The sequence below is a fragment of the Qipengyuania sp. NPDC077563 genome, assembly GCF_044901345.1.
Classification (GTDB): Bacteria; Pseudomonadota; Alphaproteobacteria; order Sphingomonadales; family Sphingomonadaceae; genus Qipengyuania; species Qipengyuania aestuarii.
The window spans coordinates 1-21,616 of record NZ_JBJDPC010000003.1 but is presented as its reverse complement, the minus strand read 5'-3'; the positions used below and the strand labels follow the sequence as shown (position 1 = coordinate 21,616).

The 21,616-nt window shown below is 61.2% G+C and carries 16 protein-coding genes; 5 read left to right on the top strand and 11 right to left on the bottom strand.

Annotated elements, in window-relative coordinates; all coding sequences use genetic code 11:
* Positions 1 to 129 precede the first annotated feature (129 nt).
* The 9 genes from ACI2I1_RS11170 to ACI2I1_RS11130 form a co-directional block, all read right to left on the bottom strand.
* The gene (locus ACI2I1_RS11170) at positions 130 to 3,324 is read right to left on the bottom strand and encodes an autotransporter domain-containing protein (protein WP_404679192.1); all 3,195 of its coding nucleotides are present in this window, start codon (positions 3,322 to 3,324) and stop codon (positions 130 to 132) included.
* A gap of 85 nt (positions 3,325 to 3,409) precedes the next feature.
* Complete coding sequence (locus ACI2I1_RS11165) at positions 3,410 to 5,716, bottom strand: TonB-dependent receptor (protein WP_404679191.1); 2,307 nt, start codon at positions 5,714 to 5,716, stop codon at positions 3,410 to 3,412.
* 71 nt (positions 5,717 to 5,787) lie between these two features.
* On the bottom strand, positions 5,788 to 6,717 hold the full coding sequence (locus ACI2I1_RS11160; RefSeq protein ID WP_404679190.1) for a FecR family protein: 930 nt from the start codon (positions 6,715 to 6,717) through the stop codon (positions 5,788 to 5,790).
* A 38-nt stretch (positions 6,718 to 6,755) separates the two neighbouring features.
* Positions 6,756 to 7,307 carry an RNA polymerase sigma factor gene (locus ACI2I1_RS11155; protein ID WP_247710904.1) on the bottom strand — a complete coding sequence of 184 codons (552 nt, stop codon included), beginning with the start codon at positions 7,305 to 7,307 and terminating at the stop codon, positions 6,756 to 6,758.
* A gap of 200 nt (positions 7,308 to 7,507) precedes the next feature.
* Positions 7,508 to 10,288, bottom strand: a complete 2,781-nt coding sequence (locus ACI2I1_RS11150) for a TonB-dependent receptor (RefSeq protein WP_404679189.1) — start codon at positions 10,286 to 10,288, stop codon at positions 7,508 to 7,510.
* A 109-nt stretch (positions 10,289 to 10,397) separates the two neighbouring features.
* Positions 10,398 to 11,132, bottom strand: coding sequence for a phosphatase PAP2 family protein (locus ACI2I1_RS11145; protein ID WP_404679188.1), 735 nt, complete (start codon positions 11,130 to 11,132; stop codon positions 10,398 to 10,400).
* A 328-nt stretch (positions 11,133 to 11,460) separates the two neighbouring features.
* Positions 11,461 to 11,901 (bottom strand): arsenic resistance N-acetyltransferase ArsN2, encoded by a 441-nt coding sequence (gene arsN2, locus ACI2I1_RS11140; RefSeq protein ID WP_404679187.1) that lies wholly within the window; start codon positions 11,899 to 11,901, stop codon positions 11,461 to 11,463.
* A 3-nt stretch (positions 11,902 to 11,904) separates the two neighbouring features.
* Positions 11,905 to 12,441, bottom strand: a complete 537-nt coding sequence (locus ACI2I1_RS11135) for a YceD family protein (protein WP_404679186.1) — start codon at positions 12,439 to 12,441, stop codon at positions 11,905 to 11,907.
* Complete coding sequence (locus tag ACI2I1_RS11130; RefSeq protein ID WP_404679185.1) at positions 12,438 to 12,956, bottom strand: ubiquinol-cytochrome C chaperone family protein; 519 nt, start codon at positions 12,954 to 12,956, stop codon at positions 12,438 to 12,440. Before ACI2I1_RS11130 ends, ACI2I1_RS11135 begins: the two co-directional genes overlap by 4 nt.
* Positions 12,957 to 13,139: 183 nt before the next feature.
* On the opposite strand from ACI2I1_RS11130, the gene ACI2I1_RS11125 reads away from it, so the two are divergent.
* From ACI2I1_RS11125 to ACI2I1_RS11105, 5 genes are all read left to right on the top strand, one after another.
* Positions 13,140 to 13,616, top strand: coding sequence for an outer membrane protein assembly factor BamE (locus tag ACI2I1_RS11125; protein WP_404679184.1), 477 nt, complete (start codon positions 13,140 to 13,142; stop codon positions 13,614 to 13,616).
* A gap of 57 nt (positions 13,617 to 13,673) precedes the next feature.
* A complete protein-coding gene (gene hslV, locus ACI2I1_RS11120; protein WP_221544090.1) occupies positions 13,674 to 14,234 on the top strand; it encodes an ATP-dependent protease subunit HslV in 561 nt (186 codons plus the stop codon).
* Between the two features lie 63 nt (positions 14,235 to 14,297).
* Positions 14,298 to 15,599, top strand: a complete 1,302-nt coding sequence (gene hslU, locus ACI2I1_RS11115) for an ATP-dependent protease ATPase subunit HslU (protein ID WP_404679183.1) — start codon at positions 14,298 to 14,300, stop codon at positions 15,597 to 15,599.
* A gap of 66 nt (positions 15,600 to 15,665) precedes the next feature.
* Positions 15,666 to 17,159, top strand: coding sequence for a hypothetical protein (locus ACI2I1_RS11110; protein ID WP_404679182.1), 1,494 nt, complete (start codon positions 15,666 to 15,668; stop codon positions 17,157 to 17,159).
* A 22-nt stretch (positions 17,160 to 17,181) separates the two neighbouring features.
* Positions 17,182 to 17,562 (top strand): ACT domain-containing protein, encoded by a 381-nt coding sequence (locus ACI2I1_RS11105; RefSeq protein WP_404679181.1) that lies wholly within the window; start codon positions 17,182 to 17,184, stop codon positions 17,560 to 17,562.
* Here ACI2I1_RS11105 and ACI2I1_RS11100 read toward each other — a convergent pair.
* Both ACI2I1_RS11100 and ACI2I1_RS11095 read right to left on the bottom strand, forming a co-directional pair.
* Positions 17,553 to 19,046 (bottom strand): SulP family inorganic anion transporter, encoded by a 1,494-nt coding sequence (locus ACI2I1_RS11100; RefSeq protein WP_404679180.1) that lies wholly within the window; start codon positions 19,044 to 19,046, stop codon positions 17,553 to 17,555. The two genes, ACI2I1_RS11105 and ACI2I1_RS11100, sit on opposite strands and share 10 nt — an antisense overlap.
* A 109-nt stretch (positions 19,047 to 19,155) precedes the next feature.
* Positions 19,156 to 20,976 carry an ABCB family ABC transporter ATP-binding protein/permease gene (locus tag ACI2I1_RS11095; RefSeq protein ID WP_404679179.1) on the bottom strand — a complete coding sequence of 607 codons (1,821 nt, stop codon included), beginning with the start codon at positions 20,974 to 20,976 and terminating at the stop codon, positions 19,156 to 19,158.
* Between the last annotated feature and the right edge of the window lie 640 nt (positions 20,977 to 21,616).

Below are 21,616 nucleotides of genomic sequence, written 5' to 3'. Positions count from 1 at the left end.
GCCGGGTCTTTCCGTCTGCCTTTGAAAAGGGCGACCCGGACGCCGTGAGGCGCCCGGGTCTGGAGTCCGACAAACCCGTTGGGGTTGGGGCAGGGAGATCGAATTCGCCGGACCCGTTCGTGACGCTTCTTACAAAGCGAAATTGACTACAGTGCGCAGGGCATACCCGACCTTGTCGTTGCGCTGCTCTGCCGACAGTTCGCCGGTCACCGTGTAATAATTATCGCCGCCTTGGCCGCGTAGCCGGGCAAACCAGCCACTTTCCCGTTCGTCCGGAACCAAGGTGAACGCCTCGCCTTCACCGAAGCGTGCGGTCGTCGCGCCCAGCGCGCCGTCGAGGATTTCGCGCCAACCGCCCTCGGCTTCGAGGCGGAACCAATTGTCGTCTCCGCTGCTCATGCCCAGAAGGTCAAAACCAACTGCGGTGGCGAGGTTAAGGCCGAGCTCGTCGCTGGTGCGATCCTCGATCACGAGGTCGAGCGCCTTGCCGCCGCCGCTTTCCTCATATCCGTCTTCGCTCAGCCGCACGTAGTCGACGGTGACCGATGGCCGGATGAAGAAATACTGCCAGCCGCCTTCCATCGAGCCGCCTGCGATGAAGGAGGTCGTGTTGCCCGACCAATCGCGCTCGATCCGGCGTTCGATCTTCTCTTCGCCATTCATGCCGACGAAGTAACGCGATCCCTCGAAGTCGCTGAAGCCGTAGGAGCCGCGTGCGAAAGCCGAGAATGCGCCCCAATGACCGCGCCAGAACAGCGCGGCTTCATACGTGTTCGAGATGATCGAATTCTCGACGCCGGTTTCATGCTCGTTCCACAGCCAGTTGGCGGTGGCACCGACCTTGCCCAGTCCGGTGACCAGTTCGAGACCGCCGGAAAAGCCAAGGCCGTCGAGATCATAGGTGGCGGATTCGTCTCTGCCCTTGCTCGAATCCCACCCGGCTGCATCGAGGATGACCCGTAGCTTGCCTTCCTGCTCCATCGGGCCTTGCGGCGCGGCGAGGGAGCGCGCGAATGTGCGCATGCCCAGGCTAATGCCTTCGAAGGCTCCGCCTGCATGATCGGGCAGCGTCTGGGCGACCGTGGCAGCGAACAGCTTCGCATCGGTGATCCCTAAGAAAACGCCGGCAACATCATCGTCGGCGGACAGGGCCTTGTAGAGCGCGTCATAGGTACCGGCCTCGGCCCGGTTCAGGCCCAAATCCTTTGTATCCTTGCGGGAAATCGCGACGTTGACTTCGCCGGCCGACTGATCGACTGCCAGTGCCGCCTTGAAGATGAAGGGCACGAGCGTGCTGTCGGTATCGAGATCGCCTGCGCCGGTAAGGCTGCCAGCGCGGATGACGGTATAGCTGCCTTCCGCATTGTCGATGTCGGTGAGCCTAAGCTTCAGCTTGGCACCATCGGCGAAGCTGGCATTTCCGCCCACGGTCAGCGCGCTGCCGGCACCTGCATTTTTGCTCAGCGTAGCGACGATGGTGCCGGTTGCGCCAACGTCGAGCGAGGCGATCGACGTCGGCGATGCAAGGTCGAGAGTGCCTCCATTGACCGCCACGGCGACGTTCTGGCCCTGCAGCAGCTTGCCGCTGAAGACGGCCTTGTCCGTCAGCGTCAGCGATCCCGCTGCACCGCCGAAATCGGCCTGGCCAGAGAAGGTGGAGGTGTTCGAGAGAGCGAGCGCGCCGATTTGGGTGACGTTCCCGGCATATTGGCCATCGCCGGACATGGTCAGGCGATTGGTCCCGGCCCCGAAGGACACGTTGCCGATCACCTTGCCATCCGCAATCTTCAGCACGTCGTCACCGGTACCAAAGCGAATGTCGCCCTCGATCAGAGGGGCTTCGACGCCCGAGCCAACCGCCGTTTGCGAGATAGTGGCGCCCGAAGTGACACTGGTCAGATCAATCGCGATTTTGCGTCCGGACGCGGCTTCGGGGCCGCTCGCCACGATCTTTCCGCTGTTCTCGACCGAAGTGAGCGTACCGCTGCGATCGACGATGGCGATGGCGGTGCCATCCTTGCCGCCCGCAGTCGCCCGGATGGTGCCGCTGTTGCGCAGGACGGGCAGGGTCGCGCCGCTGTCGATCGCGACTGCGGTTGACACTGCGCCGGTCGCCTTGCCGCCCGCTGCCGTGATGCTTCCCGCATTGCGCAGTTCGCCGGTCGACGCGCCTGCACCAAAGCGCAGGGCAGTCGCATCTGCATCTTTCGAAGTCGCGGCAATGCTGCCTGAAACGCCCATGCCATTGGCGATCGATACCGCACCGCCGCGGCCGCCGATGACCATGCCGTTACCGTCTATTCCGGCGTAGACACCCTGGCCTGCAATAGCGCCATCGACGATGAGGCCGAAGCCCGTGCCGGTTGCTGCCACCGGTCCGATCGCAATATCGCGGTCGGCGGCGCCGATCACGACGGCAGGAGCCGCGCCATAGGATACGACCTTGGCGTTTCCTTCCTTGGCGTCCTCGATCCCGTCCTTGTCTTCATCGGGATTGTCCTTGTCGGCATCCTTGGGCGCGACGGCGAAGATGATGCCCTTGGCCACATCGCCTTCCACCACGACGGCGCTGCCGCCCTGGAGAAGGTCGTCCGCATCCAATTTCGAGGCATCTCCAGGTGCGGTGGTATAACGGTAGCCGGTGCTTCCGATGTCTCCCTGAACCACCAGCGCGCCGTCGATGTCGCCCGCAAACTTGGCGGCCGTCGCACCCTGACCGATCGCGGTGACGGTGCCGGCCAGTCGCACATCGCCCGTGACGTCATGCAGGCTTACGCCCACAGTTTCGTTGCCGAGCACGCTGGTCTTGCCGTCATGCACGAACTTGCCGTCCAGCGTTCCCGCGACTGAAATGCCGGCGGACTGGTTGCCTTCCACTGCAATGGTGCCTGTGTGGCGGATGTCCCCGGTCAGATTGCCGCGGACCCGGATACCGGCGCGGTCGGTCCCGACCGCGAAGGGGCCATCAAGATCGCCGTCCTTGTCGCTGTCGGTCGGGGTGTAGGTTTCATCGATCGTGATGCTGCCGGAATTGACGATGCTGCCCTGCCGGTCGCCCGTGACTTCGATGCCGCTCGCCCCGTCGGCATTGCTGACGACAAGCTTGCCTTCATTGGTGGCGCTATGGTCGGAATCCACGATGATCGCCGAACCGGCAGTCAGTTCGACCAATCCGTCCTTTGTGACCTTTACCGCGTCTCCTGCGCCGTTCTTCAGCTGCGAAGTGCGGATGGGCTGCGTGCGTTTCGCGTCGACGACTGTCTGGGCGGCAAGCGGGGTAGCCAGGGCAGCAAGCGCGCTGCCGGCCAGAAGGGTACGATACATGAAGTCCTCCGTCTGTGTCAGAGAGGGGGACGGAGACCTCGGCGGATTGCCTTGGCCCGGTGCGACATTTTTTGATCGCAGAACGTCAGAAGGAAAAATCGACGCCCAGGCGGATCGAGCGCGGGCGCAGCGGCGTCACTTGTTCGCGCATGACGGCAAAGGGCGTTCCCAGCGCGAAGCGATTGCCTACGGTGTCTGCGAGATTGGTAATGGCGAGAGTTGCTCCGACCCGCGGATTGCCGAGGCGCACTGTGGCACCGCTGTCGAGATAGTCGCCTTGCAGATCGCCGAGTTCGGGCCCCATGCCGAGCCGGGATTTGCCGATATAGCTTGCCCACAGCCGCGCATCGAGATCGAGATTCCGGCTGATCGGATACGAATATTCGATCCCGGCTCTGCCCGAAAACCGCGCGATGTTCGGAACGTGGCTTACACGCGAAGCGGCCAACAGCCGCGGCTCATCGATATGGCTTTCGTTGACTGTCAGGCCGCCGCTCAGCCGCAGGCCCGGCGCTAGGCGCGCGCCGCCCGTGGCACTGATGCTCCAGACCCGGCCATCCCCGATATTGGCGGTGCTGGGCAGGCCGAAGTCATCGATGAAATCCGCCTGGATGTCCTCCCATCGCGTATAGGACAGGTTCACCGCGAGATCGAACGGATCTCGCCCCGGCCGGCCGTTGCGGATGCCAAATTCGATCGCGCGGGCGTGGTCCTGTTCGAACCGTCGGACGAATTCTTTTTCGATGGCGAGACCGCCGGGCCGAAAACCTTCCTGATAGCGCGCATAAAGGCTTGTGGAGGGGCCTGGATGGGCGACCAGAGACAGGGACGGAAGGAAGGCCGATTGCGTCCGGCTCTCGGTAACTTCCGCCCGCGCGATCATCAGCGCGAGGGGCACGTCTTCGGCACCCCCGCCAAGCCGCACCGTGGTGTAGCGCGCGCCTGCAGAGGCGATGAGGCCATTGCGAAGCTGCACGGACACTTCGCCATAGGCAGTCGCTTCGGTCACGGTATTCACGACGCCCGGTGTCGCGGCGCGCAGGATCTGCTGCTGGAGGGAGCGACTCAGCTGGGTCTCGTTATCGATCAGGCTGACCCCGGTCAGCCATCCGAGCGTCTGCGTGTCGTCGAGCGGTCGCCACAGCCGGGTTTCGTGCGCCAGCATGTTGGTGTGATTGCGCTGCGTGAAAATCCGCTCGTTCTGTTCGACCGTGGTTGCGTCGTAGCGCTCCTCCAGGTCCTGGCTGACGATGCCGGTGGTAGAACGTAAGTGGACCGTGCCGAGTTGTCCGGCGACGACGAGCTGGCCGTGCCGGTAATCAGCGGCGGAGCCTTCCTGTACGCGGGCCATGCTTTCGTAAGGCGGACCGTTCCTGGCGGTATACTGGCTGTCGTCGGCCCGGGTCGATTGCGCCAGCCCGATGACATCGACGGTCCAGTCGGGCGCAAGTTGCAGCCGAGCCATGGCCCGCCCGGAAAGGATTTCCGTCCGGTTGACGTTGTCACGGCCGAGCATCGGCTTGTCGATATAACCGCCCTCGCTTGCCGCATCGGCGACCACCCTGATGGCGGCCCGATCGGTAAGGAGCGGGATATTCACCATGACGCCGGCATCGGCGCTGCCGGTGCCGCCCTGGGTCAGCCCGCGGCCGAGCGAACCGCGCAGCGATGCGTAATCGAGGTCGGGGGAGTTGGGCACCATCCGGATGATGCCGCCGAGCGAGCCGGCCCCGTAGAGCGTGCCTTGCGGCCCTTCGAGCACTTCGACACGCTCGAGATCGGACAGGCGGAGATCGGGGTCGGGCGCGTTATAGCTCAGCCGCATATCCCCCAGGTACTGCCCCACGGTCGCCTGCGTCGGCCCGGTGAAACTGGAATCGGCGATGCCGCGAATGAACAGCTTGTTGCGACCGCTCCCGAGATAGGTGGATGCCACCGTCGCAATGCGCTGGGTGATCCGTTCGGTCCCGCCGACCCCGCCCAATTCCAGCTCTTCGCCCGTCAGGATAGATGCCTGCGCGGGGAGATCCTGCAGCTTGGTATCCCGCTTGCTGGCGATGACGACGATTTCTGGCATGGGCGCCGGTGGGGGAAGCGGCACCGCGGGCTGTGTCTGGGCGGTTTGCCTCGACTGCTTTTTCGGCGGCGATCTGCGGGAGAGCTGGCGCGGAGCCGGTTCGATCCGCCAGGCGCCGCCGCGCAAGGGCACTGCCCTCGCATTCACGCTGCGTGCCAGACGCTGCACTGCCTCGCGCGGGCTCATCCGGCCGCTTATGCGCGGCGCGCGGCGCCTGGATACCGCGCTGTCGGCGATCACGATGCTCGTGCCGGTCTGGCGGGCGATGGCGATGGCCGATTCCGCGACCGGTCCCGCCGGCGCATCAATGGCCATATCCTCTGCGGCAGCTGGCGATGCCAGCGCGCAAATCATGGCAAGCGTGCAGGCAGGCCCGGTCCGCATCGTCACTCGGAGTGGAGGACCCAGCCGGTCTCTTCACGGTCGACCCGGATGCCCAGCAATTCGCCGAGCACTGCCGGATCCGATTTCAGAGGATCGAGCAGGACGCTGCCTGAAACCGGACGCTCGCGGCTGCCGGGCGATACCCGGTAATCCACCCCGGTCGCGGCAGCGATTTCGGCCGCGACGTCTGCCAGAGATGCATCGCGGAACGTCAGGCGGCCGTCCTGCCATTCGCCCACCTGGTCGGCGGAAAGCTGATCGAGGCGGTAGGACCCGTCTGCGCGGGCGATGGTCAGCAACTGGCCGGGATTGACCATCCGGTTCTGCTGTTCGGGATTGTAGATCACCGCGCCTTCGGAAACGCCCACGCGGATCTGGGCCGACCGGATCGCTACGTCGAACACCGTGCCCGCATCGACCAGGGTGGAGGAACCGACATCCAGATGAAACGGCGCGCGTTCGTCATGTTCGATGCGGAACAAGGCACGGCCCTGATCGAGACGCGCATAACGCGTCTGATCACTTTCCAGCGTCAGCGCGCTGTCACCGCCGAGCAGGATCGAACTGCCATCGCCTAGCTGCACCAGCTGCGTTTCGCCGGGAGCGGTACGGTAAATTTCTTCGCCCGCGCCCGGCTGCCACAACCACAGCGCACACAGCAGGGCGACACAGGCGGCCAGCGCCGCGCCATACCAGCGGTAATTCCGGCGCGGGGTGTCAGAATCTTCAGGCGAGGGACCGTCATTGGCCGGGGCCAGGCGCAGCGCCTCGGCGCCCGTTTCGGCGGCCATCACCGCGTGATCATAGGCGGCGTTATGCGCCGGCGATTGCTCCAGCCACAGCGTGAAGTCGTCCCATGCTGCGAAGTCGGGCTCGGCCGTCCGCATCGCCCAGTCAGCCGCCTCGGCCAGTATTCGTGAATCATGCGCCATGCAAAATCGCTCCTGTCCCTAGGACGGAGTCCTCGCGATCATTCCTCATCGAACCGCTCCTTGAGCTGGGCGAGGACGAGGTAAACCTTGCGCAAATCGCTTTCCACCGTGCTGACGCTGATACGCATGTCGCGCGCGATCTCGCGCTGCGGTTGGCCGGCGATCCGGCTGCGCTGGAAGATTTCCCGCGCGCGCTCGGGCAGGTCCGCCAGTGCGGCATCGACCTGCAGCGCCATCTGCCGCCCGATAACCAGTCTCTCCGCCGATGGCGCTTCGGAGACGCCGCCTTCCGGATCGCCCGTCGCCTCCGACCAGGCTGCCTCGCGCAATTGCGCCTGCCGCGCGGAGCGGAAGCGGTCGATCATCACGGTGTTGGCGATGCGATAGAGGTAGGACATGGGTGATGCCACCGGCCCCGGCGCGCTGCGCTCGAGCTTCAACCAGACCTCATGCAGCACATCCTCGGCATCGCCGCGAGCCCCGCGCGCTTCGAGAAAACGCAGCAATGCCTGACGGTTGGCCAGAAATACCGCCTGTAGTCCTTCGTCCGGTTCATGCATTACTGCCGGCGTTTCTTCCTGAGTATCCAAGCAAGCGACTGCGCAGAGCTGAATGTGAAGCAATTCAAATAAACGCGGCAATTAGTCTTTCAACCGGCAAAGGACAATCGGCAGCGTTCCTTTTTACAATAAGAAACGGGCCGCCTGAACATATCAGACGGCCCGTTTCGTCGTGGTATTATACGCTGGCTGGCATCCCGATCGAGATGCAAAATTGCACCGAGTGGACGTTAGAACTGGGCGCGAACACCCAGGCTGATTCGACTTCCGGAAAATTCGTAAGTCGTCGGGAAGGACGGATCGATCGTGTAACCGGTTGTTGGCTCGTCGGTAAAGTTGATAGCCTGAAGCTCGACACGCAAGCTCGGGGTCATCTGATAGCTCGCCGAGAAGTCGAACTGGCCATAGGCGTCGCGGTAGACGGGGTACATGTTGCGCTCGATGCGCTCGACATAGGCGCCCTTGCGATTGAAGCTCACCCGGACCTGGAATGGACCTTGGTCGTAAAAGCCGGTGATGTTGTAGACGCTGTCCGCCAGCCCGACCGGTGATGTCGGGACATCGATATCCGATTCCCCGGTCAGCGAGCTGTCCAGGAAAGTGACGTTGGCGTTCACCCCGAAACCTTCGAAAGTGCGGCTGAACATGCCAAAGGGGAGGACTGCCACCAGTTCCACGCCGCTGACGTCGTATGACCCTTCCGCATTGACGGGTTGATAGACGTCGAAATCGTAAACGCCGTCGATCGTGCCATTGGCGTTATATTTAGTCACATCGCGCACGACGCCGGTCAGTTCGTTCTGAACCACGCCTTCGATGTTCTTCCAGAAATAGGACGCCGCCAGCAGCCCGCCGGAGCCAAAGTAATATTCTGCGCCTGCTTCCCATTGATCCGCATAAGTCGGCTTCAGGCCCGGATTGCCATCCGTGAAGCGGAAATCGTTGAAGCTGGCGGTCCGCTTGTAGGCCAGATCGGTGAGCGCCGGGCGGATCAGCGTCTGCGATGCGGCACCGCGCAGGATCAGGCCGTCGGTCACCTCGATCGTGGCGTTTATAGCCGGCAGCAGTTTGTCATAGTCGCCATCGCTCGAAACCGGCTCGTCCGTGTAGCCGGTGGTGCCATCGGAATTCTGGATCTGGAAGAAGCCCGACGACCGGATATCGGTCTTGATATACCGCGCGCCCGCATTGAGAAGCACCGGCATTGAGCCGAGATCGAAATCGAAATTGACCATGCCATAGGCAGCCCAGGTCTTTTCCTTCACCCGGTAGAATTGCCCGTCATCAAAGGGCGAGAGGAAGCCGTCCGGCCGGAAGAAATCGCGGGCATAACCATTGGAAATCTGCTGCCACGTCAGGTCGCGGGCCTGATAGTCCTTGCCGCCGACGATATCGATGACATCCATCAGATCGCTGTCGGCAAGGGTGCGTTCGTTGACATACGAGCTATCCCCCGGCGTGGGGCCCTGTATCTTCTCCTCGCCGTAATTCCTCTCTTTGGTCTTGTCGGTATAGCGCGCACCGATGTGCACCGAACTCAGGCCCAGCAGGCTGCCGCGATCGAAGCTGCGACCGATGTCGATCTGCGCGGCATATTTGTCGTCCGAGATCTCCTCATAGGTCGTCTCATAGGCCTCGAACAAATAGGACGAGGGCGAATTGTACATATCGAAGGATGCCGGGTCGTCGCTCGGGATCGTTTCGCCTCCGGTCTCCGTGTAGCGCGTGCGGGAGGGCGCATAGGCGACATGCTTGAGATTGGCATAATCGCTGGACTTATCGGCGCCCGAATAACCGCCGAGCATGTCGATGGTCCAGTTTCCGGGCGCCCAGTTCAGTTCGCCTCCGAACTGACGATAATTGGTTTCGTTGACGCGTTCCTTGCTCAGGAATTCGTGCTGCGTCGCGGTGTAGGATACATCGCGCAGGACCACGATGCCATAATCGGCGAGCGTCGTATCGTCGTAATCGTGAATGACGTCGAGCGTCGACCGGCTCGATGCGGAATAGGCTGCGGCGTCATATTCATCTTCAGTGGAATCGTATGAGCCGAGAAAGGCGTCAAACGTCACGCTCAGCTCGTCGCTGGGCTTGTATTGGAGCGAACCCGAGAAGCCGAGGCGTTCCTGATCGTTGAGGTAGATGCGGTCACCGACCTTATCGAGGAACACAATGCGGCTCGTCTGGTCGTCGTCCGCCGGGTCGAGAATGATGCCGGCGTCGCGTTCCAGAACCGCAATTGCCTGATCCGTTTGCGCGTTTCCGCGATCGGTCCAGCGCGAAATCGGCCGAAAGTTTATGCCGGAATTTGAATCGGTACGATTGGTCCGCTTGCCGTAAGCTGCCGACAGCAGAACACCGAAGGGCCCCCATGTCTGGCTGACCAGCAGCGAGGCCTGCGGATCGATTTCCTCCGAAATGGAATTGTAGGCTCCTTCGACGGAGCCAACTATGCGCGAGCCGGAAAAATCGAAGGGGCGGGCAGTGCGGATATCGACGATCCCGGCGATTCCGCCCTCCTCCTGCGCTGCCGTGGGCGATTTGTAGACCGTGACGGTCTGCACCAGTTCGGAGGCGAAGATGTCGAATTCGACATCGCGCCCGCCCGAACCCGAAGCGGTTGCAAGATCGTTGATCTGCACATGGGTAAATTCGGTCGGAAGGCCGCGAACGTTCACCCGGGTTCCCAGGCCCTTGTCACGTTCGATCGTCACGCCGGGTACGCGCTGCAGCGCTTCCGAAAGGTTCTGCTCGGGAAAGTCGGCGATGTCGGTGGCGACGATGGAGTCGGAAAAGCCGATGGTGTCGCGCTTGATGTCGATCGCGCGTTCGAGCGACTCCCGGTACCCGCTGACGACGATAACGTCGCCTTCGCCCGCGTCATCCGAAGTTGTCTGATCGGCTCCTTCCTGAGCCGTCTGGGCTGCGGCGGGTATGGCCAGAAAGGCCGCTGCTGCCGCACTGGCGAGGAGAATGGACTTGCGCGCCGTGACGCTGGAATTTCTTGTCATGTAGATGATCCCTTCATGGTGAGACGGACAGCGCCCGGCGCAGCCCGCGTCCCCTCCCGAATGTGCGTTCGTCCCGCTCGCCCTGCGTGGGTGCGGCGGTGATCTGTTTTTAGGATTTGGTGCAGTTTTTCGGCGCATCAGCCGCAGCGCGGGCAGCACGAAGCTCCTTGCGGGCGACCTCAAGATCCTGCCGGAATTCCTCGGAGTTCATTTCAGCCGCGAAGATCACCGCTCCGGCCAGCGTGCCCGCTTCGGCGGCGCTCTGACTGTGCGACCCGCAAATCCAGCGGCTCTCCCCGAATTCCCGCCCCCGGGCGAGCAATTGCGTGACACGATCCGGAGCCAGCGCGGCCAGGATCATGGCGACGTGCTGGCCGTGCGCGGCATGACCGGAAGGATAATCGCCATTTCCGGCCAGATGCTCGGTGCGCGGCTCGCAGATCGGCAGATCGTTATCGAGCCAGGGCCGCGCCGTCTGGTAATGCTTTTTGGCATCGCCAACCACTCGCCGGTCGTTGCCCGCCCGGTCGAGCAGGCGGCTCAGCGCCGGTACGTCGTCCTCTTCCAGCGTGGCGCCCAGGGCGCAGGAAAAATGATCGAGCATGCCGCCGGTGACGTCACGCGTGGCGAGGTCCCAGCGCGGGCTGTCCTTCATCTCGCGGCTTTCACGATAGATTGCCCGGTCGGATAGCGCGCGCGGCGATCCCGGCTCCGGGGGCGGCGGCAAGATCTCCACGAGATTCGGGCGATCCTCAGGTTCGAGATAGCCGCTGCTTCCGCTCTGCGAATCTGCCGGCATCGCGGCGCCCGCAGCCAGCAGGACTGCCAGTGTCAGTCTTTTCATCATGTCCCTCCGACGATCCCAGTCAGTCGGGCGGCGTATGATGTGGGCCGGTTACCCCACCGTGACGGAGAATGGTCGGTTCGGTGACAATGAGACGATATTGGGACAGCTGGGGGCGAGGCCTGTTGAGCCTTGCCGATATCCCGCAGGCTTTTCACGCAATTTCACGATAGAAGCAGGCCTTGTCAGAGCATATCTAAAATTTTCCGTTCAACGCTATCGGGGGTAGCATACCCAATAAAGCGAGCGGAAGCGCTCGACTGGCATCAGGGCCACGTATCTCTTTGACCGGTTGGACGGAGTATAAGCCGTCTTTGTGTCGGACTTATCACAAGTTCTTCACAAGGTATTCGGCACTCGCCGAGCAGAGCATCGTAAACTCCCGCGAACGGGCAATGGTATCGGGAGCTTCGTCTCGGCTGGCAGGCTGGTAACCGTGTCTGCGAAAGAACTTTGCGGCCGTTGTGGTCAAGAGATGCAGCCGTTTGGCATTGTTTTCCCGGACCCGGTTTTCCAGAACGGCGAGGGCTCTGCTGCCTACTCCTGCGGCACGGTGATCCGGCGGGATGACAAATGATCTTAGCATACGGTCGCTCCCACTTCCCTCGACACCGATAAAGCCGAGCTGGCGATCTGCGCGGCGGATACTGTAAAACTGGCGGCCCGGTTCCGAAAGGTCGTCATGAGGTAAGCCGCTGGCAGCGAGCGCCGCGGCAAGGTCTCGCATTTCGCTGGCATCGCCAATGGGGCGGAGCGAAACCTCGTCCACCGCTCAGCCTTTTTTCAGCGCCGACAGGGCTTCGGCGAGCGGCCCGCTGGGGGCGCGTTCCTCGTCGCTTTCGATGCCAGCTTCGGCGCGCCTTTCCTCGGCGCCCGGGCCTTCGCGATAAGGGTCGATGGCAAGGCCGAGTTCCTGTGCGATCGCTTCGCCGAGATCGAAGGTCTCGCCTTCATATTCGATCTCGTCCAGATCTTCCTCGGTCAGTTCGAATTCCTCGTCCTCCTCGTAATCCGCCATGGTTCCGGTAGGCACGAAACGGAGCGCGAAGCTTTCGGAAATATCGTAGGTAATATCCTCGCGCGTGACCGCGCAGGGTTGCTCGATCCGGGCCGACAAGGTGCCATTGGCGAGGACTGCCTCATCCTTCTCGCCGAATTCGACCGTCGCGGTGAGCCGGTGGATGGCGGTAACCGAAAACCGGCGGGCAAGCGCGCTGCGTTCGGTGTCGCTCGCCTCTACGCTCATCTCTCCGGCAGGAAGGGCGCGCGGCTTAACCAGCCGGACCAGTTCGTTGTCCTGCCCGCTCATGCCGCAATCTCCCCGGCGCGCAGCTGGTCGGCGCTTGTCCGTCCCAGCCGTTTGTGCAGGCGGATCATCCGTTCGGCCAGCGCGTAGCTTTCATCTTCCTGTGCCATGGTCACATTGCGCCTGAGGGCTTCGGCCAGGGCGGCGCGATCTTCATTGCCCAGCGCTGTGCGATAGCTGCCGAGGCGGCCGCCCATGCTGCTCATCAGATTGCCGATATTCTTGCCCACGGTGGGATCGCCGATCCCGGCTTCGCGCAGCTGGCCTTCCATATCCTCCACGAAAAGCTCGGTTACCAGCGCCGTGTGCGGGGCCAGATCCTTGTCCGCCTCCATCCGCAGGAGCACCAGGCTGAGGACCAGCGTGACCATGTCGAACCGGCCTTCCAGCGTGTCGGCCACGCCGCACATGCGATACCAGTCGGGTTCGCGCGCCTGTTCCACGATCGTGTGCCACAGCGGGCGCCACTCTTCGCGCGGGTCGGGCTGCGTGCCGAAAAGGCGGGTGAGGAAGGACATGAATCGGGTCTCGTTTTGCGAAATCGTTCAGCGGCAATTCAAACCGCCGCGGGCAGGCCCATCCCCTGTTGCACGCAAAGCCAAGTTGCATGGACGCGCGCGGCGGTTTAGGGCCTCGCTCGCGCATATAGGGCGCGCAGGCCAGCAGGCCAAGCGCCTCGGAAACGGAGTAAAGCAGTTCCCATGAGGACCACGAAAATCCTTGCCACGTCCGCACTGGTTGCAGCCGGCCTCTCCCTTGGGGCTTGCTCGTCGATCCGGGAGAACCGCGGTTATGTCATCGATTCGGTGCTGCTGAATTCGGTCCAGCCGGGAATCGACAACCAGCGCAGCGTCGAAATGACGCTGGGCCGCCCGACTTTCACCAGCCAGTTCGGCGATCCGACCTGGTATTACGTGTCGTCCACCACGGGCCGGAAACCCTTCGTGCGCCCGCGGGTCGAGGCCCACCAGGTGCTGGCCGTGAAGTTCGGCCCTGATGGCGATGTCCTCTCGGCGGATCGCACGGGTATCGAAGACGTGGTCTATCTCACGCCCGATGGTGCCGAAACGCCCACGCTGGGCCGCGAGCGGGGCTTCCTCGAAGATCTGTTCGGCAATATCGGTACGGTCGGCCAGCCGGGCCTCGGCGGCACCGGTCCGGGCGGTCCGGGACGCTGACGTCAGGCTTTACCGCGTCGCCTTGACCCCTCTGCCGCGCACCCCATATCGCGCGGCATGAGTGATCAGGACAATCGCCACGGCCTCGTCCAGTGGCACGGAACAACCATCATCGGCGTCCGCAAGGGCAACCGCATCGTCGTCGCCGGCGACGGGCAAGTGTCCATGGGCAATACCGTGATGAAGCCTAATGCCCGCAAGGTCCGCCGGATCGGCGAAGGCGGCAAGGTCGTCGCCGGATTTGCCGGCGCCACGGCCGATGCCTTCACCCTGTTCGAACGGCTCGAAAAGAAGCTCGAGCAGTATAACGGGCAGTTGCTGCGGGCTGCGGTGGAACTGACCAAGGACTGGCGCACCGACAAATATCTGCGCAATCTGGAAGCGCTGATGATCGTGGCGGACAAGGACAACCTCCTCGTCCTCACCGGCAATGGCGATGTGCTGGAACCCGAAGCGGGCATTACGGCCATCGGCTCGGGCGGAAACTACGCGCTTGCCGCCGCCAAGGCCATCGCCGAATATGAAGACGATCCCGAAGTGATCGCCCGCAAGGCCATGCAGGTCGCCGCGGACATCTGCGTCTTCACCAACGGCAATGTCACAGTCGAAGAGGTCTGAGGAATCCCTCCAGGCCAATCCTGCACTGCCGTCCCTCCTATGCGTGAAATTGGATAAGATAGCTTGATCGAAAATCTGACCCCCAAAGCGATCGTCGCAGCTCTCGATGAACACATCATCGGCCAGAAGGAAGCCAAGCGCGCCGTCGCGGTCGCCCTGCGCAATCGGTGGCGCCGTCAGCGGCTTGACCGTAATTTGCGCGATGAGGTGACGCCGAAGAACATCCTCATGATCGGACCCACCGGTTGCGGCAAGACGGAGATTAGCCGCCGTCTCGCCAAGCTGGCCGAAGCCCCGTTCGTGAAGGTGGAGGCGACCAAGTTCACCGAGGTGGGATATGTCGGCCGCGATGTAGAACAGATCGCCCGAGACCTGGCCGAAGAAGCTATCCGCCTAGAAAAGGACCGCCGCCGCGAAGCGGTTCGTGAAACCGCCAGCCATGCAGCGATGGAGCGTTTGCTCAACGCGCTCGTCGGCGAGAATGCCAGCGAGGCCACGAGAGAAGCCTTTCGCCAGCGGATTGTCGAAAATGCGATGAACGACACCGAGGTCGAGATCGAGGTGAAGGACCAGCCGCAATCCAACATGGAGATACCTGGCATGCCCGGCAATGTCGGCATGATCGACCTGTCAGACATGCTCGGCAAGGCGATGGGCAAGTCCAACCTCAAGCGGCGCAAGTTGAAAGTTCCCGATGCGTGGGATCGCCTGGTTGAGGAAGAGGCTGAAAAACGCATGGACCAGGACGACGTGAACCGCGTGGCGCTGGAAAATGCCGAGACCAACGGCATCGTGTTTCTCGACGAGATCGACAAGATCGCGGTGAGCGACGTCCGCGGCGGATCGGTCAGCCGTGAAGGCGTCCAGCGCGATCTTCTACCGCTCATCGAAGGCACGACAGTTGCCACCAAATACGGTCCGATGAAGACCGACCATGTACTCTTCATCGCCAGCGGCGCGTTCCACGTATCGAAACCATCGGACATGCTGCCTGAATTGCAGGGCCGCTTGCCAATCCGGGTCGAACTGCGCGCGCTGACAGAGGAAGACTTCGTCCGCATCCTCACCGAGACGCGCGCGAACCTCGTACAGCAGTATAAGGCGCTGATCGGGACGGAAGACGTCATGCTCGAAATCACCGATGATGCGATTGCCGAGGTCGCAAAGATTGCCGCTCGCGTGAACGAGAGCGTCGAGAACATCGGCGCGCGTCGTCTCCAGACTGTTATGGAGCGCTTGCTGGAAGACATCAGCTTCGAAGCCGAGGAGCACAGGGGCGAAACGATAACCATAAACGCGGACTATGTCCGCGAACGCCTTGACGATCTTTCTGGCGACACGGACCTTTCCAAGTATATTCTCTGACGAACGTCACCTTGACCGGATGATTCTACTCTCCGGCCAAGGTGTTCGTGGGTTGGAGGATAAATAGTGAGAAAGTTCATGGTGGCTGCATTGTTCGCAGCCATGATTTCATCGCAGGTCAGTGCACAGGATAGCGCGCCAGAAGAATATGCGAATTGGACGGCAAATGACTGGTCCGAAGCTGCGGGTACGGACGTTCTCGCCGCCTATCGCGAGTTTGTAGAAAACCATCCTGGCATCTATGACCTCGCCAATCCCGGTTTTCTCAAGCAGCTTGGCGAAGCAAGGTCCGCCGGACTGGCCGCTGCGAAAAAGGCTGAAGATCAGTCTGGCTATGCTTTGGCCTTGGCCAGTTTCAGCTCGATCCTGTCGGATGGCCATGCGCAGGCTCAAGCCTTCTCTCCACCCGTCCCCTCGGACGCGCCGCGATATTGGCCGGGTTTTGTCGCCCTTTGGCGCGGTGACCGTCTCATCGCCAGCACGCCAGATCCGACTGCAATGTTGAATGGCAGCGAAATCACTGAATGCGATGGCACGCCGATCAGGGAATTCCTGACGGACCGGCTACTGGTCCGTAATTTTCGTCCGAATGAAGCCGGCCAATGGTGGGTTCGCCCCTCACAGCTATTCTATTCGATCGGCGAGCTCTCGAGCAGCCATCCTCGCAAATGCACGTTTTCGTTAGCGGATGGCGAGAAGCTGACACAGGCCCTGGATTGGTCCGCCGCTACCGAAGAACAGCGCGATTTCTACGGAGAGAGCGTTTTCCCTGCTGCAGAACCGACTATCCTCAGTGAACCTCGCGACGGGATTTTCGTGATCGGATTAGGAGATTTCGATCCCGGCGATGACGTGCGTACGCAATACGCAGCGCTCTATTCAGCGGTCGAGAGGAGGAGAGAAGAACTCCTGAGGGCGAGAGCCGTGGTATTGGATCTGCGTGGAAACAACGGCGGGTCGTCGGAATGGTCGCGCAGGCTGGCTTCGATACTATGGGGTAAAAGCGCCCTTCAGTCTCGTTCTCATCAGAGCGAGGCTATCGACTGGCGTACGAGTCCTGATACGATTGCGTATCTGAAAGAAGCGGAAATCGAATTTCGAGAAAATGGCGAGCTCGAAATCGCCGACTGGTTGGCGGCGACCACCGAGAGCATGTCCGCAGCATATAATGCCGGCCAGCCGCTGTGGCGGGAAACCCAAGATCAGGCGCCCGTCGAAACAGGTAGCGAAGCGCCAACACCGACCGATTTCACGGTGCCAGTTTATGTGATCAATTGGGGACTGTGCGCCAGTGCATGCCTCGATGCGAACGATGTCTTCATCCGGTTCGATAACACGAAGCTTATCGGTGCACCCACTTCCGCGGACTCAACCTACATGGAAGTGCGCACTGTTCCGCTTCCGGCAGGTCCTGGACAGCTTGTGATACCGAACAAAGTCTATATCGGACGGTCGCGCGCGTGGGGAGAATTTTACGAGCCCGACATCATAATGGACCAAGTGGACTGGTCGACCGATGCTTTTCTGGACAGGATCGAGACCGATTTGGTGGCCGGATGAACGTGGGATCACGCTCGTTTCAATGACCTCCTGGTTAAAACCCAAGTTGGACGAGCAAACTTGGCGGTTTGTCCTGCTCAATTCCGTCAATGCCGTTCAGCTCTTAGGTGCGGCAATCGGGACATTTCGGGAAGACGAAGGGGTGACAGCAATCGTCCCCGTCGATGTGGCTGATGAGCTGGGAATTGGCGGCCCGGATTTCGGCAGGATATCCCTAATGGTTCACTCCGATCTCGAGGAGGTCGGCCTCACCGCCAAAGTGGCGACCGAACTCGCCGAAGCGGGCATCGCGTGCAACATGGTCGCAGCTTTTTATCACGATCATGCTTTTATTCCCGCAGCGCGTGCCCACGAAGCCTTGGATCTGCTGGAAAGACTTGAGGTGCCACCCGATCAGGGATGAGGTGCCAGTCCGATTTCGACACCTGTCTTGTCGGTCAGAGCAAACTTGTCGACAAGGTCGCTGCTTGCCCTGTTCAAGCCACGAACTTGAACGCTGCGGCCGTTGCGGCGCATCCGTTCCACTACCTTGTCGAGTGCTCCGACAGCCGAAATATCCCAGAAGTGAGCCTCACGCACGTCTATTATCACATGGTCGGCGGGATCGGGCTGAGTACTTTCAGGGCCGAACGCGGCCTCGAAACGTTCGACGCTGGCGTAGAAGATCTGGCCCTTGGCGCGATAGACAGCGGTATTGCCATCCCGTTCGCGAACGACTTCGAACATCGTCATAACCTTGTGGGTGAAGAACACTCCGGAGAGCAGGACGCCCGCAAGGACGCCAAGCGCCAGATTATGCGTTGCCACAACCACTACGACCGTCGTCAGCATGACCACGCTGGACTGCCAGGGATGCTTGGAGAGATTGGGTATGGAATTCCAGGAGAAGGTCCCGATGGACACCATGATCATGATCCCTACCAGAGCGGGCATGGGAACCTGGCCCACCAAATTGCCCAAAACAGCCAAAAGGATGAGCAGGGCCAGACCAGCAGTGAAGGTCGAAAGGCGCCCGCGCCCACCGCTGGTCACGTTGATGACCGACTGGCCGATCATTGCGCATCCGCCCATCCCGCCGAAGAATGCCGCAACGACGTTTGCCACCCCTTGGCCGGCACTTTCCCTCCGCTTGTCGGAACCGGTATGGGTCATGTCGTCGACGATCTGTGCAGTCAGCAAGGATTCCAAGAGGCCGACGGCCGCCATCGTGGCCGAGTAAGGGGCGATGATCGCCAGTGTTTCCCAAGTTAGCGGTACGTCCGGAAGCACGAAATAAGGAAGGCCCTCTGGCAATTCCCCCATGTCAGCCACAGTGTATACCGGTGCGTTGATCCAGATGCTGAGTGCCGTCAGAACGATGATGGCCACCAGCGGACTGGGGACCGCCGTCGTCACTTTGGGGAAAAGATAGATGATCGCCAGAGCGGCAGCGACCATTGCGTAGGTTTCCCATCCGACATTGGTCAATTGCGGCAGTTGGGCGGTGAAAATAAGAATGGCCAGAGCGTTTACGAACCCGGTAATTACCGAGCGTGAAACGAAACGCATGAGAAGATCGAGGCGCAACAGGGCAGCGATGCCTTGAAACACACCCATGAGAATGGTCGCAGCTAAGAGATATTCCACGCCGTAATCGCGCACGAGAGGGACCACGACTACGGCCACGGCGGCTGTCGCGGCGCTGATCATGCCGGGCCGGCCGCCTGTGAATGCAATGACCATCGCGATCGCGACTGAGGCATAAAGGCCGACGCGCGGGTCCACCCCTGCAATGATCGAGAAACCTATCGCTTCGGGTATCAAAGCAAGCGCCACGACGATCCCGGCAAGAACGTCCGCACGGATGTTGGAAAACCAGTCGCGTTTGATCGCGCCGAGATCAGGCATGTTGTCTATCCAGCATTGGAGGAAAGGCGCGGTTGCGCCGAAAAACTGCGTGCCCCTTTAGCAATTGTGCAATGCAGCACAACCCTGGTGCCCGATAGCGTCGCCGCGATTAGGCAAGCGCGCCTTCGTCCTCGCTTTGCTCCGCCTGCTGGCGAGCCCACATCTCGGCATAAAGTTCGCCCTTGCGGAGCAGTTCAACATGGGTGCCGATTTCGGCGAGGCGCCCATGGTCCAGCACCAGGATACGGTCCGCATCTGCGATAGTCGAAAGACGGTGCGCGATTGCAAGTGTGGTTCGGTGCTCGCTGACACGCTTCAGCGTACGAAGAATGTCCTGTTCGGTCCGGCTGTCCAAGGCGCTGGTGGCTTCGTCGAGAAGCAGGATGGGTGGATCCTTGACTAGAGTTCGGGCGATTGCAACGCGCTGTTTTTCTCCGCCGGACAGTTTGAGACCGCGTTCCCCCACTTCTGTATCGAAACCGTCCGGTAATCGTTCAATGAACGGCAAGATCGCGGCGGCATCGGCTGCTGCTACTATGTCGTTGTGATCCGCGCCTTCTCGGCCATAGGCAATGTTGTAGCCGACCGTGTCGTTGAACAGCACGCTGTCCTGCGGGACTATGCCGATATGCGAGCGCAGGCTCTGCTGAGTGACGCCCGCGATATCCTGCCCGTCGATCAGAATGCGGCCGCGTTGGGGGTCGTAAAAGCGGAAGAGCAGGCGGGCGATGGTGCTCTTGCCCGCTCCGGAAGGTCCCACAATGGCAACATTGCTGCCCGCGGGCACCTCGAATGTGAGGCCATGGAGGATGGTCCTGTCCGGTTCGTACCCGAAGTGCACGTGATCGAAGGTGATAGTCGGGCGTTTGACGACAAGGGCGGGCGCGCCCGGCTTGTCCGCCACTTCGACCGGGGTATCGATGAGGTTGAACATGTCGGCCATGTCGATGATCCCCTGCCGGATCGTGCGATAGACCCAGCCCAGCATATCGAGCGGGCGGAAGAGTTGGTTGAGGTAGGTGTTTACGAACACCAGATCGCCGGTCGTGAGTTGCCCCTTGCTCCAGCCCCATACAGTGTAGGCCATGGCTCCGCCCATGAGCAGATTCATGATCAGGGCCTGCACCATATTGAGCATGCCGAGCGAGTTTTCGCTCTTGATGGCGGCCTCGGCATAAGAGCGCGCCGCGCGGCCATAGCGGTCCCGTTCCCGCTTCTCGGCGCCGAAATATTTTACCGTTTCATAATTAAGCAGGCTGTCCACTGCTCGCGACAGAGCCTGACCGTCGAGATCATTCATCTGCCTGCGCAGCTTCGTCCGCCACTCTGTGATCCAGCGAGTGACGGCAATGTAGGTGATGACGGTCATCCCCGTTGCCGCCACAAGTTCCCATCCGAAATTCAGATAGAAGATAACCGCGACAGCCACGAGCTCGATCACGGTTGGAGCGATATTGAACAGCAGAAAATAAAGCATCGAGTCGATGCTTTTCGTGCCACGCTCGATCGTTTTAGTGACTTCTCCCGTACGACGCGAAAGATGAAATCTCAGCGAGAGATTATGCAATCTTGCGAAGGTGTCCTCCGCCAGATGGCGGGTGGCTTCCTGGCCAACTCGTTCGAAAACGATATTGCGTGTGTTATCGAAGACCACACTGGCGAGCCTCCCGGCGGCGTAAGCCACAACGAACGCGATCGCCACCATCGCCGCCTCGTTCGCGGGCGTGGTCATCGCATCGACTGCCTTCTTGTATGCGTAGGGAAGTGCAAGGGTGGTGGCCTTTGCTAGGAGCACCAGCCCCATGGCAATCGCGATACGCCGCCTCAGGTCGGGATGCTCTTTCGGCCAGAGATAGGGAAGAAAGCGTTTCAGCGTCTTCCAGCTATCGGCGTCCGGACGCTGGTCGGAGGTGATCGTATTGGGCGGCATGCGCCGTTATTTGGGATGCGGGACTGCTCGGGGCAAGGTCAGGAAGCGGAGCGGCTAGGATGGAAGACGCAGACCGAGTGGTCCGTTGCGCTTAGATTTGATGGGTAATCGAAAGTCCACAAAACACCGCGGACAACACCGGATGCAATTGGAAGAAGGAGGCAGTAACCTGGGTAGGCCGTGATATTCCAGTTTCTGCACTGGCTGTAGCCAAGCCATCAGGCAGTCCGCGAAACCTGCGCACGGAACCAATTGCCAATACTAATGTCGGCCTGATCGAAAGATGGATTGTGGAGCCCTTGAAAATTTGGCGCCGGTCACCATTTGGGAAAGGCAGAAATGTAGCGGAAACGGTCGGTTCCAAAAAAGTTCAAAAAACTTTTAAAAACCCATTGACTGAATCCTGGGTGGGGCCTAGATGGCCCTCACCGACGCGGCGCTGACGGTTTCTACCGGACGCTGGGTTGGTCGCCAACATAGACGGATAGCCGGTCCCCCGGTGTAAATCGGGGAGTGATTAGCTGTCCGGTTTTACTGTCTGGTGAGTTCTTTGACATTGTTAGTTTTTGATGAAGGGACATGTGGGCGACGGCGCCTGGTCCGGGGGTTTTAAGGCTCCGGAAACCAGTAACCAAGCCGA

What these genes read in the sequence shown, in the direction of transcription:
- ACI2I1_RS11170 (WP_404679192.1), bottom strand. Translation starts at nt 3,324, where the DNA reads ATGTATCGTACCCTTCTGGCCGGCAGCGCGCTTGCTGCCCTGGCTACC.
- ACI2I1_RS11165 (WP_404679191.1), bottom strand. Translation starts at nt 5,716, where the DNA reads ATGGCCATTGATGCGCCGGCGGGACCGGTCGCGGAATCGGCCATCGCC.
- ACI2I1_RS11160 (WP_404679190.1), bottom strand. Translation starts at nt 6,717, where the DNA reads ATGGCGCATGATTCACGAATACTGGCCGAGGCGGCTGACTGGGCGATG.
- ACI2I1_RS11150 (WP_404679189.1), bottom strand. Translation starts at nt 10,288, where the DNA reads ATGACAAGAAATTCCAGCGTCACGGCGCGCAAGTCCATTCTCCTCGCC.
- ACI2I1_RS11145 (WP_404679188.1), bottom strand. Translation starts at nt 11,132, where the DNA reads ATGAAAAGACTGACACTGGCAGTCCTGCTGGCTGCGGGCGCCGCGATG.
- ACI2I1_RS11135 (WP_404679186.1), bottom strand. Translation starts at nt 12,441, where the DNA reads ATGAGCGGGCAGGACAACGAACTGGTCCGGCTGGTTAAGCCGCGCGCC.
- ACI2I1_RS11130 (WP_404679185.1), bottom strand. Translation starts at nt 12,956, where the DNA reads ATGTCCTTCCTCACCCGCCTTTTCGGCACGCAGCCCGACCCGCGCGAA.
- ACI2I1_RS11125 (WP_404679184.1), top strand. Translation starts at nt 13,140, where the DNA reads ATGAGGACCACGAAAATCCTTGCCACGTCCGCACTGGTTGCAGCCGGC.
- hslV (WP_221544090.1), top strand. Translation starts at nt 13,674, where the DNA reads ATGAGTGATCAGGACAATCGCCACGGCCTCGTCCAGTGGCACGGAACA.
- ACI2I1_RS11105 (WP_404679181.1), top strand. Translation starts at nt 17,182, where the DNA reads ATGACCTCCTGGTTAAAACCCAAGTTGGACGAGCAAACTTGGCGGTTT.
- ACI2I1_RS11100 (WP_404679180.1), bottom strand. Translation starts at nt 19,046, where the DNA reads ATGCCTGATCTCGGCGCGATCAAACGCGACTGGTTTTCCAACATCCGT.
- ACI2I1_RS11095 (WP_404679179.1), bottom strand. Translation starts at nt 20,976, where the DNA reads ATGCCGCCCAATACGATCACCTCCGACCAGCGTCCGGACGCCGATAGC.